The organism is Pontibacter fetidus, from assembly GCF_010119545.1.
Classification (GTDB): domain Bacteria; phylum Bacteroidota; class Bacteroidia; order Cytophagales; family Hymenobacteraceae; genus Pontibacter; species Pontibacter fetidus.
The window spans coordinates 117,263-133,912 of the sequence record NZ_JAAEAA010000007.1 but is presented as its reverse complement, the minus strand read 5'-3'; the positions used below and the strand labels follow the sequence as shown (position 1 = coordinate 133,912).

Sequence of the window (16,650 nt, the reverse complement as noted above, 5' to 3'; positions counted from 1 at the left end):
CTCTGTTTTCAAGGGTGATCCTACAGCACGTTTCCGGGTTATAGGTTCTTTGAAAGTTTATAGACTAATTTACGACTTACCCTCGTGCTCCGGCTACCTTGCTTCATCTAATTACAGGCTTTATACTCACAAATACAGGTTTATGCCATTGCGTAAGTATTTGTCGCGTTTTTAGGCTGTGCATATACTTTTCTTAACTGTACAGGCCTAGTTCAACTATAAGCCAAGCCTCCGACTTGTTGCATTTAGCTTAACCATAGTATTTCCGTTCAGGCTATCAACAACGCCTGTTGCATGGCTTTTTGTTTAATACCGGATCACGTCAGAAGCAATTAATGGTTCTTCTATTAACAACAGAAAGTCAAAATTCTTAAAACGAGTCCTGTATAAACTCAGCTTACTGTTCAGTGTAGCCTCTATTTATTTCAGTATTTATACTTAGTATATATTACTAGCTACTAAATCTGGAAGCATTATTACGTATTTACCATTTTTTGGCTTGATGCCTGTTGCCGGTGTCCGTATAGTTAAGTAGACCATTTTGCATGTTCCTGCCACAAGATTTACCCTACTATAACTAACAACAGCTGTATATAAAGAGTCAATTTTAAAATCTTTATGAAGATCCTCGAACTGAAAATAATGCGTGGGCCAAACTACTGGTCTATAAAGCATCCTAAAATAATTGTGTTAAAACTGGATATGGAAGAGCTGCAGCACCTGCAGACCAATGAAATTCCTAACCTGTCACAAAAAATACAGAAGTTATTTGCGGGCATGTACAAGCACCGCTCCTCAGCAGGCACCGAAGGTGGCTTTATCAGGTTACTGGAGGAAGGAACAGTATTAGGCAAAGTTGTACAACACATTGCCTTGGAACTACAAACGATGGCCGGCATGAACTGTGGGTATGGCAGACGTTATGCCAACGGTCAGCCAGGTGTAGAAACTATAGTTTTCTCTTACCAGGAGGAACGTGCCGGAACCTATGCCGCTGAAGCTGCAGTACGCATAACGGAAGCGTTAGCCAGAAACGAAAAAGTAAGTATTATTCAGGATGTAGCCAAACTGCACCAGATACGCGAAGATGAATACTTTGGCCCGACTACAGAAGCTATTGTGCAGGAAGCTATAAACCGGAACATCCCCTACATCCAGAACAGGCAAACAAGCCATATACACCTGGGTTACGGTATTTATCAGAAGCGTATACAGGCAGCCATGAGCAATAATACCTCCTTTTTTGCGGTAGAAAATGCAGGTGATAAGAACATGACCAAGGATATTCTAGAAGAAGCCGGCATACCAGTACCACAAGGCAGAACTGTTTATAGTTTACGGGAGCTGGAAGAAGCGATCGACGCCCTGGATTATCCTATCGTTACCAAACCACTGGATGGCAATCAGGGCAAGGGTGCCAGCATTAACATACAAAACTGGAAGGATGCTGCCAAAGGCTTTGCCGAAGCACAACGCTACTCACAGGCTGTAATGGTAGAGCAGTTTATACAGGGCTTTGATTACAGGCTGCTCGTTATAAACGGAAAATTTGTGGCCGCTGCCAAACGTACCCCGGCCATGGTTGTTGGTGATGGCGTTTCAACTATAAGGCAATTAATAAACCAGGTAAATAAAGACCCACGCCGCGGTGTAGGCCACGAAAAAGAACTCACTCACATTAAGGTAGATCGTGTAACGCGCAGTATTTTAAGAGAGAAGGAAATTACCCTGCAAACTATACTTGGTTTCGGGGAAGAACTGCACTTAAAGAAAACGGCAAACCTAAGTACCGGTGGCACCGCTACCGATGTTACAGATATAGTTGACTCCTATAATGTATTAATGGCCGAGCGCATTGCCGGTATTATTGGCTTGGATATCTGCGGCATCGATATCATGACATCCGATATTGCCATACCCTTGCCTGATACAAGAGGAGCTGTAATTGAAGTAAACGCAGCACCTGGTCTGCGCATGCACATCTCCCCTACCGAAGGTTTGCCACGCAACGTAGCTGAGCCGATCATCGATATGCTCTTCCCGCATGGTTGCCCGTCCCGCATCCCGATCATAGCCGTAACCGGTACCAATGGCAAAACCACTACTTCCCGCCTTATATCGCACATCCTTAACTTTAAAGGGCATAAAGTTGGCTTTACCACAACCGACGGTATTTACATACAGGGCAAAAAAATTATAAAAGGCGACACAACCGGCGCCTATAGCAGTGAGTTTGTGTTAAAAGACCCAACTGTAAACTATGCGGTGTTGGAGGTTGCCCGTGGCGGTATGTTGCGCTCGGGCCTGGCCTTCAGGCAGTGCGATATCGGGATTGTGACCAATGTATCTGAAGACCATTTAGGACTTGGCGATATACATACCGTAGAAGACATGGCCAAGGTAAAAGCGGTGGTTCCTAAAACGGTATGCTCAGAAGGCTACGCTATTTTAAATGCAGATGATGACCTTGTGTTTGACATGGCGACCGGGCTGCGTTGCAAAGTCGCTTTCTTTAGTTTAAACGAAAACAATCCACGCATTACAGAACACATATCTAAAGGCGGGCTGGCAGCTGTTTTTGAGGATGGCTACATCTCTATATTCAAGAACACCTATAAAATAAGGGTAGACCGCGTAGCCGATATACCGATTACTTTTGGAGGTAAAGCCCGCTTTAACATTTACAATGTGCTGGCAGCTACCTTAGCAGCTTATATTTCGCACATGGAAATAAGCGAGATCAAAACGGCGCTGCGCACTTTTATTCCTTCGCACGAAACCACTCCTGGCCGCATGAACCTGTTTAAACTGCCGAAAGTAGAAGTGCTGATTGACTATGCCCACAATATGGCCAGCATGGAGGCCATCGGCGATTTTATTAAAAACACAAATGCACACCCCAAAATAGGCATTATTGCAGGAGTTGGCGACAGGCGCGACGAAGACATGCGGCAGGTTGGGAGAATTGCAGCCGAAATTTTCGATGAGATCATCATCAGGCAGGACAAAGACCTGCGTGGCCGCACAGGCGAAGAAATAAACAACCTGCTAAAAGAAGGCATCTTTACAGTAAAACCCGAACTGGAACCTATAGAAATAAAACAGGAGTCGAGCGCACTGGCCTACGCTATCGAGTATGCCCCGCAAAACGCCTTTATCGCCCTCTTCTCCGAAGATATAGGTGAAGCCGTGAAAATGGTGGAGAATTTCAGGGTAATACAGCACCGGGAGCAAAACGCAGAAAAATAAAGTAAACTATGGCATAACCCGAAAAGGACTGATTACTGCGAAAGCTATAGTTAGACATTGGTATATCAAACCAGTACCAGCTAAAAACTGTGAACTATAGTTGCAGGACAGTCCGGTTTACGATAAGTAACGCTATATCATTTCTTTACAGGGAATAAGGCTCCCTCGGGCAAGTTATGGAAATCGCCTGCATTGGCTACCGGCAGCTCCTTGGAAAATGGTTGTAAAAAAGAATGCAAATTATTACTGCAGCTTTCACCCGGTAATGAAAGAAAAACTAACTATAGACTAAGCGGCTAGCCATACTAGCTAAGCATTTTATATAGGGTTAAGCTTGCGTAAATCAATGGATATGATGCCTAAGTTTGTTTCCGGAAAAGTGTATTTACGATGGGGGCGACTTTACAAAAGGGTATGAAAGCCGGCCCAACAGCAAACGGAACCAGGATGCATTGTTGAACAGGCATGGGCAAGTTAGAAATGCGATAGGTTAAGTAAAACTGCCTTTACTACAAATACAAAAAGGCCCTACCAATGGCAGGGCCTTTTCAGAAAAAATTAGATTTGTATTTACTGCATCAGGTATAGTTCGGCTTTACGATTTGCCTGTCCTTTTTCGCTGCGCACTTCGTTTTCAACTTCCAAAGTAAAGTTCTTGGCAGGGAAATACTTTTCGATGTACTGCTGAATTAACCTAGCTCGGCGACGGCTTACGTTCTCTTTTACTTCTGCAGTTCCATACCCATCAGAATATCCTTTTATGACAAAGGCAGTACCTTCAGGCTGCTGGTTTAAGAACCTGGCCAGCGCCGAAACATTCTCCAGGTTCATGTATATACTGTTAAAAGCAAAAGGCAATGTTAGCCCTGGTGTTGCTGCTTTTGTTTTAACAACCGGAGCCGGCAGTGCTTCCTCTACTACTTCTTCAGCAACTATAGTTTCCTCTGCTACAGGCGCAGGCTTCTCTAACAGGTAAGCCGTATGAAAAGGTTTATTGTCGGTAGAGGCTGAGAGCCACATCTGGCGCTCGTTCACTTTTTTGTAGTAGGCATTGTATGTACCAGTTGCATTTACAACCGGCTCCAACTTTGCGGGTGTGCCTGCCTGGCCGTTCGCCGTAAATCCTGCGCTATAGTTGTACGCCTCCGACTCCTCCATTCTTGAAAAGTACAAGGTATCATTGGCCATGTAAGGAGCAAACTCTGCCTGGCGGGTATTTACTGATTTTCCTAAGTTCTTAGGTTTTGTCCAGCGATTGTTTTCCCATTGGCTTACATACAGGTCTTCGTAGCCGCGGCTCTTACCCAGCTCCGCCGATATTACCATGGTATTTTTGTCCTCTGTCAGGAAAAGGCCCAGGTTCTGCGAATGGTTCTTCAGTTTCGGGAGGCTGCGTTCACCTGTTTTATCAAAAGCTCCTTCTTTATAACTATAAAACGAGATTACTTCCTGGTTGCGACCATTTTTCTGGTACACATAGTACTCCCCTGTTGCTACACTGCGGCCTACCAGTGCATTTATAGTTCCTGTGTTTAGCACCAGTTCCTTTTTAGCACTTGTTGCATCGCCGCGCTTTTCCGTATACAGGTATTGGCCGTCGGTTTCTTTGCGGGCATAAAGCAGTACGTCATTTTCCAGCAAAATAAAATCGGCCAGGTCGGTGCCGGTTTCTTTTAAGGGTGTTTGGGCGTGTGCTATAGTTCCGGTTGCCAGTAAAAAGGCGATGGTATAGATTATCTTTTTCATTGTCTTTATTAACAGGTTACCAGATCGTTACTTTTTTGCCATACTTCGGATACTTTACCGGTACCAGGTTATAGGTTACCATGATCTCGTTTGTGGTTTTATCCATGTATTTGGCATCAGCAGTAGGCAATTCGTATACATAGCCCAGGCGCAGCTGGCTTAACCGCACGCCTCCCTGGAAAGAGTAAGCCAGGTCTTTGCGGTAACCGGCACCTACCCACAGCATGTTCTGGTACACAGCCTTCAGCTGGCCTTCCATGCTTTCTTCCAGTTTGTCATCATAGCGGTACAAACCATTGGCAACTATACCAACCTGCTCGGTAAGGGCTGTGCGGTAACCGGCCTGCACCACGTGCTGCTGCGGAAAGCTATTGTTCAGGTAATCGTCTCCGGTGGTCATTTTACCTTTCAGGATGTCCTGCATGGCGTAACCCAGGTAAAAGTTCTCAGCTGTCAGCATCAGGCCCATGTTCAGATCAAACTTGCCTATTTTAGCTGTCTGCCCGTTAAAATTCTCAAACTCCGGATCGCCTTCCTGGTCGGTGGTAAGTTTGCTGGCATCCAGCTGCTGCGAACTATACGTAGCGGCAGCTCCCCAACGTAAACTCAGTTTTTCGGAAAGGCGCACGCGTGTACCGTAGCTCAGGTGCAGTTGTGTTTCTGTAAAAGGTCCGAAGCGGTCGTTTAGCACGGCCAGGCCAAAAGCGTGTTTGGCTTCCAGCTGGCGGTTATAGTTGTCGGCTTCGCTGGTTTTCAGTAACCCGTCTTTCTTCCAGGATGCCAGGTCAGCCATATCCAGCTCTGCTGATGCAAAAATAGTTTTGGGTGCATCTTCAAAACCGGTCCACTGGTTGCGGTAATAGGTCTTTACCATCGAGCCTTCGTAACCGGTAAGGGCCGGGTTAAAATACTGCTGAAACAGCGAGAAGTTGGCCACATGTTTTCTGTTCTGGGCATTGGCGCCCAGAACAGAAGCCACAAGGGCTATGGTTATATATATCTTTTTCATTTTAATTACTTTTTAAGAATGGTAACAACACCTTTTTTCACCAGGTTGATGTCTTTTACCTGCACGATGTAGAAGAAAGCGCCCTTCAGGATCTGTCCGTTTGTGCTGCGTCCGTCCCAGGCCATTTCAGGATTAGTGGTATGGAACAGGCGTACACCAGAGCGGTCAAAAACTTCTACCTCCACGTTGTTGTAGAAGCGCAGTTCCGGTATCGTCCAGGTATCGTTGATGCCGTCACCGTTCGGAGAGAATGCATTCACGATCTTCAGCTTGTCTACCGGCGTAGCGTAAGCCGACTTGGTCAGGGTAAAGGACTTCTCGATAGTGTTCTGGTAAGGGTCTGTGCTACGAACACGGATCGTGTAACTGATCTGGCCGGACAAGCCGTTGTTAGACGTCAGGTATACTTTGTCGCCGATGATCTGGAACAGGTTATTATCTGTATCGCCAGTGCCTGCTACCAGTGCATAAGTAAACTCTGTGTCATCCGGGTCAGTAGTGGTAAGTGTACCGATCACGTCGTTTGGCTGCGCATTAGGTGCAAACGTGGTAGCACTGAATGCCAGCGCGGTAGGCACTTTGTTTGGCTCCACTACCACGGTAATAGCTGCTTTAAGGCCAGTTGTGTTCGTGATGCCATCGGTAAGTACAAGTGTACCAGTTAAGCTATAGTTACCAGCAACCAGTCCGTTATAGTTACCCTGCGCCCAGTTTACACCATGTGTTGCCGTGCTACCATCAGAGTAAGTAACCGCTACATTGGCAGGCAATTGCAACGAAGCATAGGCCGTTCTGATTGGCACATTTATAGTTGCCGAAGGAGTTACGGTTACTATATCGCGGCGCACAGTTACAGTCTGGGTAGCTGTGGTTTTGTTGCCGTATTTGTCCAAAACTGTCCAGATAACTATAGTTGTACCCGTCGGGAACAGGAAGCCAGCAGGTACGTCGTTGTACACATCAGCTACCGAGCAGTTATCAGCTGTAAACGGAGTTCCCAGGTTTACATTAGAAGCAGTTGTTTTACCAGCATCTACATCCAGTACGATATCACCAGGTGCAGTTATAGTTGGTTTGATGTGGTCAACTATAGTTACGGTTGCAGCAGCCATGGCTGTGTTACCAGCTTTATCAGTAACAATCAGGTTTACCGTATTATCACCTACATTACTGCAGTCAAACGCTGTTTTGCTAAGTTCGTAAGAAACAATTTCACAGTTGTCTGTTGAGCCATTCTCAACATCCGAAGCAACTATAGTTGCCTTACCTGTTTCATCCAGTTCTACTGTGATGTTTTTGGTGTTGGCTACCGGAGCTACTTTGTCTTCTACGGTTACTATAGCAGTACCTGAAGCAACGTTTCCGTTCACGTCTTCTACGGTTAGCGTTACCGTAGTCGTACCACCGCACGCAAACTCAGTCTGGTTCAGTTTCATGTTGCCAATGCTGCAATTATCTGCAGAACCATTGTCGATCATGGCAGGAGTTATAATTGCTTTACCTTCTGCATTCAACTGTACGGTGATGTTACGCGTAGCTACCACCGGCGCCAGGTCATCCACAATAGTTACAGTTGCATTTGCAGCAGCAGAGTTTCCGCTACGATCTGTTACAGTAAGTATTACTGTCTTCTCGCCGATGTCAGAGCAATCGAAATTCGTCTTATCAATACCTAACGTTACATCTCCGCAAACATCCGATGAGCCGTTGTTTACATCAGCAGCAACTATAGTTGCCTTGCCGGTGGCATCCAGTTTTACAGTAATGTTTTTGGTAATCGCTATCGGAGCAATCTTGTCTTCTACAGTAACTATAGCCGTTTTGGTAGCAACGTTTCCGTTGTTGTCGGTTACGGTCAGGGTTACGGTATTGGCACCAATGTTAGCGCAATCGAAAGCAGTTTTGCTCAGGCTCACAGATCTAATTCCGCAGGCATCCGTGCTGCCATTGTTTATCTCATCTGCCGTGATGGTAGCATTGCCAGTTGCATCTAACTGAACGGTGATGTTCTGGGTGATAACTACCGGAGCTACTCTGTCTTCTACAGTAACTATAGCTGTAGCATCATGTACGTTGTCGCTGATATCTGTAACCGTTAAAGTAACTGTGTTCTCGCCAACATTGCTGCAATCGAAAGTAGATTTAGAAAGGCCTATAGTTTTGATTCCGCAATTATCAGTTGAACCGTCATTTACATCGGCAGCAACTATAGTGGCGTTACCAGTTGCATCCAGCTGAACCGTGATGTTCTTCGCTTTTGCCAGCGGGGCAACTTTGTCTTCTACAGTTACGGTAGCTGTTGTTGTGCTTTCGTTTCCAACTGCATCTGTTACAGTTAAAGTAACTGTGTTCGTACCAAGATTTGTGCAGTCAAATGTAGTTTTAGAAAGCACTAATGTTACGGCTCCGCATAGGTCTGATGAACCGTTATCTACCATAGTCGGAGCTATAGTTGCCGCACCGTTTGCGTCCAGTTGAACGGTGATATTCTTCGCTTTTGCAAGCGGGGCAGTTACATCTTTAACCGTTACGATAGCTGTTTTGCTTTCTGTGTTACCGGCAGCATCTGTAACCATTAGGGTTACGGTATTATTACCAACGTTCGCGCATGTAAAGCTGGTCTTATCTAAACTATAGCCGTTGGCAGCAATGGCACAGTTATCAGATGAACCATTATTTACATCAGCAGCCGCGATGGTTGCATTACCAGACGCATCCAGGTTAACGGTTATGTTTTTGGTAACAACTGTTGGTTTGGTAATGTCTTTCACGATCACCTTCTGCTGCTGCGTAGCTTTGTTGCCAGCCGCATCGGCATAAGTCCAAGTGATGGTATAAGTACCCTGTGCACTATAAGTTAGCGCATCTGTAGTTGTACCTGTAACATTGCCCGATACATTGTCGGTGGCAGTTGGAGCTGTAGCTGTAGCAGCGCATTCACCGGTTACATCTGGCAGGGTAGCTATAGTTGGTACCGGTGCTTCCTTATCTTCAACTGTAACTATTTGCGTTGCAGTTGCCGTGTTCCCAACTTTGTCTGTTGCGGTCCAGGTTACAGTGGTGTTACCTACCGGGAACGTAGCCGGTGCATTGTTGGTAATAGTGCCAAGTTCGCAGTTATCAGCTGTTACCGGGTTGCCTAACGCTACACCCGATGCCGTGTTTTTACCTGCATCAGTGTTTACTGTTACTGTAGCTGGTGCCGTTATAGTTGGGTTGGTTTTATCAGCTATGATTACATTTTGTGTAGCTGTAGTAATGTTACCATTGCCGTCATCAAACTTCCAGGTAATTACGTGTGTGCCTTGGGTGTTGTACGTTAACGGGTCGGTAGTTGTACCAATAATTGTACCCGCACAATTATCAGTAGCGGTTGGTGCAACTGCCGTAGCTGAGCACTGACCTGTAACGTCTGGAAGCGTTGCAATCTCGTAGTGAATAGTCATGGTACCGCCGTGAAAGTAAGCTACCCAACCCGGCCAAGTGTCAAAATCCATGCGCATATAGTTATTTCCACCATATACATACTGTGGTAATGCCCCCTTGTACTCTATCGTGAAGTTTTGGCTGTTACCAAAAAACTGGCTAGATCCAATGTGCGTCTCCGAAACTATCATTCTGGCCCATGCACCTGTTCCACCCCATCCTTGGTCGTTACCTGAATAAGCAAGTGTTACTCCTGTAACAACTGCACCTGCCGGAAGCGGATCAGTGAAATTATATGTATACATATTCCAGTTAGCTGACTGCCCGGCTGGAACATTAATCACTTTTGTGCCTGTAATTTTAGGAGCTACTGTATCATTTACTTTAATCTCTTTGGTAGCAGTGGTTACTGCACCAAGCGCATCTGTTACCGTTACAGTATAAGTACCGGCAGTTAGGTTACTGGCAACAGCACCTGTACCGCCAGATGGAGACCAACTATAGGTATAAGGAGCAGTGCCACCTGAAACTGTAGCGGTAAGTTCGCCAGTGGCGTCGCCAGCACATGAGATGGATTTGGTTTCTGTAATAGATGCAGAATATAAATTCGTTATAACAACCTTACCATTTCCTGGGTTTGCTCCAACAGAATTAACTTGCTCTGTACCAGAATTATAAGAACCACCTCCGCCGCCGCCAAAGTAATAACATTGTCCTCCCGCGCCTCCTCCAGAGTATCCTCCGCCCCCACCAGCAATGTGTAAGTAGTTACAAGAATTAGGAGAAATACGGCCTGCTCCTCCTCCTCCACCAAATCCTCCATGACCACCATAATTTCCGGCTAATGTACCTGATGGATCTAATTTAACAGAATTCCATCCTTTACCACCAGATGCAGTTAAAGTTGTACCGTCATTTCCGTTTATCCCTCCAGGAGAATCATTGCTAACATCATGGCTTCTACTACCTGTTCCATTGTTAGTAATCACTGCATCTTTACCCAGATAATGGGGCGCGCCATTATTCTGTAGGCTTGATCCACCGCCACCACCAGCTACAATTAGTGGCTGTGCTTCGTTATCGACCCAAACAAAACTACCACCACCACCACCACCAGCTCCATTGTATTGATTACCACTGGTAGCCTTTTGCCCCATTTGGCCAACAACTATTCTTAATACTTGTCCGGGAGTTACTATAAAGTTACCTTTCATATAAGCGCCTTTCCCGCCAGCACCGCTTAATGCAATATTATCACCACCTTGAGCGCCCTTTGCTTCAATTGAGATGTGATTCACACCAGCTGGCACTGTCCACTCAACTATACTCCCAGTATAGTCAAAAGTAAACGTCTGCTGTGCCTGCGCATTGAGCATAGAACACAAGAAAGCAAGGACCAGGAATAGCCCTTTTGGTTTTGCAAATCCACGGGATTGGAGATAACCCCACCAGACAGATAGCTGCATGTAAAATTGTTTCATATAAAAAGATTGGTTGTTGATTACTTATTAGAAGGAAGATATAGTAGTTTGCTCCTTTTTAAGGCGACATAAACTACTGTTGCAAATGGGTTATGCCTTACTGCAAAGGATAGCAGTTTCTTAAATGACAGCTGTAATATGGTAACAGCTTTCGCACAGACCCACTCTGCAGAGAGGGCAGCAAATCGTTTCATAAAGAGGGTGTAAAGGTTTGGCTATAAATTGAAATCTGGTATTGAACTCAAAAAGCTTCAACTATAAGCAGAAGCAGGCTTAATTTCATTGTTTTCGGTAGTTATAATGGAAGCTGATAAGCGGGAAGTGCTATAGTTCTAACACTTTAAAAAGTCAAGAATCCTGATACTAATAAGATATATTTCAACCTGTTAGCTTAACAAATACCAACCTATAGTTCGGCTTCAGCAAAAGCTATATACTTTAATTATACCTTGGTATTAGCGCATCAAAATCATTGTGCAAGTTACAGGTTAAGATAGCGTCAATCCAATACAGAATTGTACTGATTTGTCTCGGATTAAAAACGGACACAAATATTTCTTGAAGAAATGTAACTCTTTATACAGCAGAAAATAGTGAGGACCAGATGTTTAAATGCAATAAATAAACATAAAATTACAGATTGATATTGCTGTTGTATTGCTGTAAGGATTGTGTATATAGTTTGAGATCTACCTGATTACAGACTCTATAGTTCTGTTTTTAGCTAACCTACCTTTTAAAGTAAGTTATTACAACAGACTTACAAAAGCCGACGCGCAAGGGTCTTCTTAAACTATAGCTTTTGACGCAGCAAGAAATTCTTTAGGACTGATTCCTTCTGTTTTCTTAAATGCCTTGTAAAAGCCGCTTCTCGAGGCGAAGCCAGCTTGTAGAGCCAATGCTTCTATTGTATAGTTCTGCAGAATACCGACTTTCTCTAATTGCGATTTCAGGTGAGCTATGCGGTAGTTATTTACAAAGTCGTTGAAGCTGGTTTGAGCAAATGTGTTTAGCGCTTGCGATAGTTTATAAGCAGGAATATCCAATCGTATGGCAAGGTCATTCACTTTCAAAGTTTTCTCTTTAAAACACTCCGATGCCTCTATAAACTGTGTTACCCGTTGCAGCAAAGTTTCTGCTTCCTGAGTTGGCCTGCTGACCTGTTCCTGCTTTTTTATCCGTAAAAGTGTTTCAGGTTTCATATCCAGGAAAGAGGCGATACAGTCCAGCGGAAGGCGATCGATGTAGCCTGGCTTTGATTTCACAAAATACAGGTAGCGTTCGGTAGCATCACCTACTCGTACTACGTGCGTTCGTTCCTGGGCATCGCGGTAATAGTTTTCATACACTTGCCGGATAACATAATTGAGATCGAAAAACCGCTGATACCAGCCTTGCAAAATATCGGTGTGCACGCCTAAAACCAACGTTGGCTCTATGGCAACTATAGCTTCGCGGGAGGGTTGTTCGCCATAAAGCCCCGACAAGGAACTCACAAATTCATTTTCTACGGAAATATAAGTGGTTATCTTTTTTTGCTTGTGCATAGAGTAAGCCATCAGCGCACCTTCCCGTATAAAATACATGTAATTGCACCTGTCTCCCTGGTAAAGCAGGTGCTGGCCTATATTTAGTTGCACTGCAATGGCATGTTTATAAAACTCATCCTGCAACTCCCCGCTTATAGTATGATGCATCGATAACAGGCCAAGTATATAAGCAATATCATCCGGATTTACTGGTATGTGTTGTATCGGTTTGCGGGGCATCAGTTGAGCTAGGTTAGAACAGTAGTGAACTATAAAACCAACTATGGCTTACATCTATCTTTTGTAAATATAAGTCATATTTCAGGTTAGTCAACCAACTATAGTATAGTTAGTTAATTTATTATGCTGTACTGCACTTTTCTGTATCAACCATAAAAGTAAGAAGCATCATTAAAATTAATTCTTACCAAAGGCGAAATGATGTTTAGAGCGTTTCTGGTTAGGTATATTTTTCGTAACAGAACAGCTACCTATAGTTACAGGTTATACTTTTGCTTTAATAGCTGCACAAAGGCTTTTTCTTTTGCCTCGCCCGGCTGGTGTGCGGCAAAATATTTCCAGATACCGTCAATGTGAACTAGCAACAATTCTGCTTCCAGATCGGGGTTGCTATAGTTCAGGTCTTTAAAACATGTGGTGAGCCGGAGCAGGCAGGGCGCCATAAAATTTTCGTGGTACCGTGATGCGATGGGGTTTAGCGCTATAATTTTGTACTGCATGCGCCAGAAGTCCGGGTTGGAGTGTATGAGCTGTATCGGCAGTTCGATCATTTTGCTGATATAACCACTCGATGACAGTCCCTTCAGGTAATGGTTGGTTTCGAGCGCAGCGGTTTGGTAAGCTTTCTTAACAATCGTTTCGAGTAGCTGGTCTTTTGTGCCGTAATGTTTAAAGATAAGTGCCTCGGAAGTATTGGCTTCCATTGCTATAGATTTGGTGGAAGTTGCCCGAACCCCATTCTCCGTAAACAACGTTAAAGCAGCATCTAATATCGCTTCCTTTCTGTTCATGCCACTCACTCACAATACCTGAAAACTATAATTAAACTCTCTCCAGGATGACAGCATACCCCTGCCCTACGCCTACGCACATGGTAGCCAGCGCATAACGCTTCTGTTGCCTTTTAAGCGAAAGCGCAGCCGCATATACTATGCGCGTACCCGACATGCCCAGCGGGTGGCCCAGTGCAATGGCGCCCCCATTCACGTTCACACGGGGGTCGTCGTCTGCCAAACCTAAAGCACGGGTACAGGCAAGGCTTTGGGCAGCAAAAGCTTCGTTCAGTTCAATAATGTCCATATCTTCCAGTTGCAAGCCAGCTTTTTCCAATGCTTTTTTTGTAGCCGGCACAGGGCCAATTCCCATAATGCGGGGCTCCACACCAACCACTGCCGAACTAACAATTTGGGCCATCGGTGTAAGGTTATACTTTTGCACCGCATCTTCCGAAACCACATAGGTAGCTGCCGCCCCATCATTCAAACCCGAAGAATTTCCGGCCGTTACAGTTCCATCAGTTTTAAAAGCAGGCTTTAGTTTGGCAAGGGTTTCTATAGTTGTGTTGGGCCTTACAAATTCATCTTTAGTTACTATAACCGGCTCCCCTTTTCGTTGCGGTATCGTTACAGGCATGATCTCTTCAGCTAAGGTGCCGTTTTGCTGTGCTTTTGCAGCTTTCATTTGAGAATGGTAAGAGAACTTATCCTGGTCTTCGCGAGATATCTGGTACATCTCGGCAAGGTTCTCGGCAGTCATGCCCATCGGATCAACGCCGTACATTTCCTTCATTTTAGGGTTTACAAAGCGCCAGCCAAAAGTAGAATCGTACATCTGCGAGTCGTTGCCGAAAGCTTTGCTTGGTTTTGAAATTACCAGTGGTCCGCGCGTCATATGCTCTACGCCCCCGGCAATAAACACATCACCATCACCTGCCTTTATTGCCCGGGCCGCATTAATTATAGCCGACATACCCGAAGAGCATAAGCGGTTTACGGTTTCGCCGGGTACAGTTACCGGCAGGCCGGCAAGCAGCAACGCCATACGTGCCACGTTCCGGTTGTCTTCGCCGGCCTGGTTGTGGCAACCAAGTATCACGTCATCTACTGCTTCTTTTGGGATGTTTGGGTTACGCTTCACCAACTCCTGAATGACTATTGCCGCCAGGTCGTCTGTGCGCACCAGCGACAGCACCCCGCCCAGGTTGCCGATCGGGGTTCTGATTCCATCTATGATATAGGCTTGTTTGCTCATGGTTTATTACGGGTTTGTTTTCTTGATTAGTTTAGCAGATAAAAAGGAGGTAGCCATGGAAATACCAAGCCCGATAAGGCAACCCAGCGTTACCGATAAAAAGCGCTCTACCGCTACCCAATAGGTCATGGTTTCCTGCTCATGGATCACAACTATTATAAGCGCCACCACAGCTGTACGGGCCACATTCATCAGGTTAAATAAATGGCATACAAAAATGGCGAAGACTATACCTAACACCATCATTACTAGTTCGGGCACTGGCAACACAAAACAAAAAAGGCCAACACTGGAGCCGATCAGGTTAGATTTTACACGCTCAACGGTAAGCTTAGGCGAATCCTTTAATTCCGGAGACAGCACAAGTAGGATCGAAAGTATTGTCCAGTATAGTTCATACTGCGGAAAAGCCTGGTATAGTGTATAGCCAACCAGGAAACCTATGGTACACCGTACAATGTACAGGATCATGTCAGCATCTATACTATACTTTCTGGCTGCCATTTGTTGGGTTATGTGTTATAGTTCGCCTAGCTATAGTTTCTTATCAATTCCTCTCCGTTTCATTTACAGCGCTCGTTTTAGTTTTATACCGAAAGTGCTTCTTTAAATTTTGCGGATGTCTTTGACCGAACTTCTTCTAAAGTTGCGCCCGGCATCAGTTCAGTTAGGGTTAGCTGGCCATCAATAAACTTAAATACAGCCAGGTCCGTGATGATCATGTCTACCGCTTTGAGGGCAGTTAAGGGTAAGTTACAGACCGGTACGATTTTAGGTGAGCCATCTTTGTTTGTATGGGTCATGGTGATGATGAGGGTTTTAGCGCCCGAAGCCAGGTCCATGGCACCACCCACGCCCAGCAAGGGCTGGCCAGGCACAGCCCAGTTGGCCAGGTTAGCTTTTTCGTCAACTTCCAGTCCGCCCATTACGGCAATGTCCACATGTCGTCCGCGTATCATGGCAAACGAATCAGCACTATCAAAATAGCTCGCACCGGGCAGGGCTGTAACCGGAATTTTGCCGGCATTAACCGGGTAATCCATTGCGCCACCACCGTCGGTCGGCACCGGACCAACGCCCAGCATGCCGTTCTCGGTGTGCATTACAATACCACCTTCAGGCGTGATCAGGTCGGCCACCAAGGTCGGTATACCAATGCCCAGGTTAACCACATCGCCTTTCTTCAGTTCCTTTAAAGCTCGCTTAGCCATGTTCATGCGTCTTTCGCTTACTTTCCGGGAAGAGTCCACAGAGGCGGAGGAACCTAAGTCCTCCGGCGTTAGGGTGGCCTGCACCAAGTAGTTTACATAAGAACCCGGCGTATGCACATGCTCCGGAGCAATCTCACCAACAGGCACAATTTCCTCTACCTCTGCTATCACAATATCTGCAGCGGTGGCCATGGCGCGGTTAAAGTTTTGCTCTGTCATGCGGTAGGTCAGGTTGCCGGCGGTATCAGCTTTCCAGGCACGCACAAACGCTACGTTACCCCGTATGCCTTCCACAAAAACCTGCTCTACTCCCCTGATCACTTTCGTTTCGCGACCTTTTGCCAGTTCTGTTCCGGCTGATGTGGGCGTAAAGAAACCACCAATACCAGCGCCGCCTGCGCGTATGGCTTCGGCCAGGGTGCCTTGTGGCAACAGTTCGTATTCTACCTTGCCCTCCTGAGCCGCTTTTACCGCTTCCGGGTTACTGGTAAAAAATGAACCGATCATCTTTTTGATCTGCCCGTTGCGCAGCAACTTGCCGCCGCCAATGCCTGCTTCGCCAACGTTGTTCCCGATAAAAGTCAGGTTTTTTGTGTTGGTCTCCGCAAGGGCATGCATCAGGTGCACGGGGTTGCCCGTCATCCCGAAACCACCCTGAAGCAATATATCGCCATCCTTTACCAAAGCAACCGCTTCTTCCAGGCTTATTTGTGGTACCGCTTTCATGT

9 protein-coding genes are annotated in these 16,650 nt (G+C 45.7%); 1 reads left to right on the top strand and 8 read right to left on the bottom strand.

The genetic code is table 11. From position 1 onward, the window contains the following. Positions 1 to 618 precede the first annotated feature (618 nt). A complete protein-coding gene (cphA, locus tag GWO68_RS07305; RefSeq protein WP_162345770.1) occupies positions 619 to 3,249 on the top strand; it encodes a cyanophycin synthetase in 2,631 nt (876 codons plus the stop codon). Between the two features lie 570 nt (positions 3,250 to 3,819). On the opposite strand, the gene GWO68_RS07300 is transcribed toward cphA, so the two are convergent. From GWO68_RS07300 to GWO68_RS07265, 8 genes are all read right to left on the bottom strand, one after another. Beyond that, positions 3,820 to 4,995, bottom strand: coding sequence for an OmpA family protein (locus tag GWO68_RS07300; RefSeq protein WP_162345769.1), 1,176 nt, complete (start codon positions 4,993 to 4,995; stop codon positions 3,820 to 3,822). A 16-nt stretch (positions 4,996 to 5,011) separates the two neighbouring features. Then, positions 5,012 to 6,004 carry a PorP/SprF family type IX secretion system membrane protein gene (locus tag GWO68_RS07295; RefSeq protein ID WP_162345768.1) on the bottom strand — a complete coding sequence of 331 codons (993 nt, stop codon included), beginning with the start codon at positions 6,002 to 6,004 and terminating at the stop codon, positions 5,012 to 5,014. Between the two features lie 5 nt (positions 6,005 to 6,009). Beyond that, entirely contained in the window at positions 6,010 to 10,911 is a 4,902-nt protein-coding gene (locus GWO68_RS17920) for an HYR domain-containing protein (protein ID WP_162345767.1), read from the bottom strand. Positions 10,912 to 11,699: 788 nt separating this feature from the next. Then, positions 11,700 to 12,680 (bottom strand): helix-turn-helix domain-containing protein, encoded by a 981-nt coding sequence (locus GWO68_RS07285; RefSeq protein ID WP_162345766.1) that lies wholly within the window; start codon positions 12,678 to 12,680, stop codon positions 11,700 to 11,702. Between the two features lie 257 nt (positions 12,681 to 12,937). Then, positions 12,938 to 13,471, bottom strand: coding sequence for a TetR/AcrR family transcriptional regulator (locus GWO68_RS07280; protein WP_162345765.1), 534 nt, complete (start codon positions 13,469 to 13,471; stop codon positions 12,938 to 12,940). A gap of 31 nt (positions 13,472 to 13,502) precedes the next feature. Beyond that, positions 13,503 to 14,711: a 3-oxoadipyl-CoA thiolase gene (gene pcaF / locus GWO68_RS07275; RefSeq protein WP_162345764.1), complete on the bottom strand. Its 1,209-nt coding sequence runs from the start codon at positions 14,709 to 14,711 to the stop codon at positions 13,503 to 13,505. A gap of 6 nt (positions 14,712 to 14,717) precedes the next feature. Continuing rightward, positions 14,718 to 15,215 carry an FUSC family protein gene (locus GWO68_RS07270; protein WP_162345763.1) on the bottom strand — a complete coding sequence of 166 codons (498 nt, stop codon included), beginning with the start codon at positions 15,213 to 15,215 and terminating at the stop codon, positions 14,718 to 14,720. Positions 15,216 to 15,298: 83 nt separating this feature from the next. Next, on the bottom strand, positions 15,299 to 16,648 hold the full coding sequence (locus tag GWO68_RS07265; protein ID WP_162345762.1) for a 3-oxoacid CoA-transferase: 1,350 nt from the start codon (positions 16,646 to 16,648) through the stop codon (positions 15,299 to 15,301). Positions 16,649 to 16,650 lie beyond the last annotated feature (2 nt).

Coding starts and splice junctions, on each gene's coding strand:
- cphA (WP_162345770.1), top strand. CDS start 619: ATGAAGATCCTCGAACTGAAAATAATGCGTGGGCCAAACTACTGGTCT.
- GWO68_RS07300 (WP_162345769.1), bottom strand. CDS start 4,995: ATGAAAAAGATAATCTATACCATCGCCTTTTTACTGGCAACCGGAACT.
- GWO68_RS07295 (WP_162345768.1), bottom strand. CDS start 6,004: ATGAAAAAGATATATATAACCATAGCCCTTGTGGCTTCTGTTCTGGGC.
- GWO68_RS17920 (WP_162345767.1), bottom strand. CDS start 10,911: ATGAAACAATTTTACATGCAGCTATCTGTCTGGTGGGGTTATCTCCAA.
- GWO68_RS07285 (WP_162345766.1), bottom strand. CDS start 12,680: ATGCCCCGCAAACCGATACAACACATACCAGTAAATCCGGATGATATT.
- GWO68_RS07280 (WP_162345765.1), bottom strand. CDS start 13,471: ATGAACAGAAAGGAAGCGATATTAGATGCTGCTTTAACGTTGTTTACG.
- pcaF (WP_162345764.1), bottom strand. CDS start 14,711: ATGAGCAAACAAGCCTATATCATAGATGGAATCAGAACCCCGATCGGC.
- GWO68_RS07270 (WP_162345763.1), bottom strand. CDS start 15,215: ATGGCAGCCAGAAAGTATAGTATAGATGCTGACATGATCCTGTACATT.
- GWO68_RS07265 (WP_162345762.1), bottom strand. CDS start 16,648: ATGAAAGCGGTACCACAAATAAGCCTGGAAGAAGCGGTTGCTTTGGTA.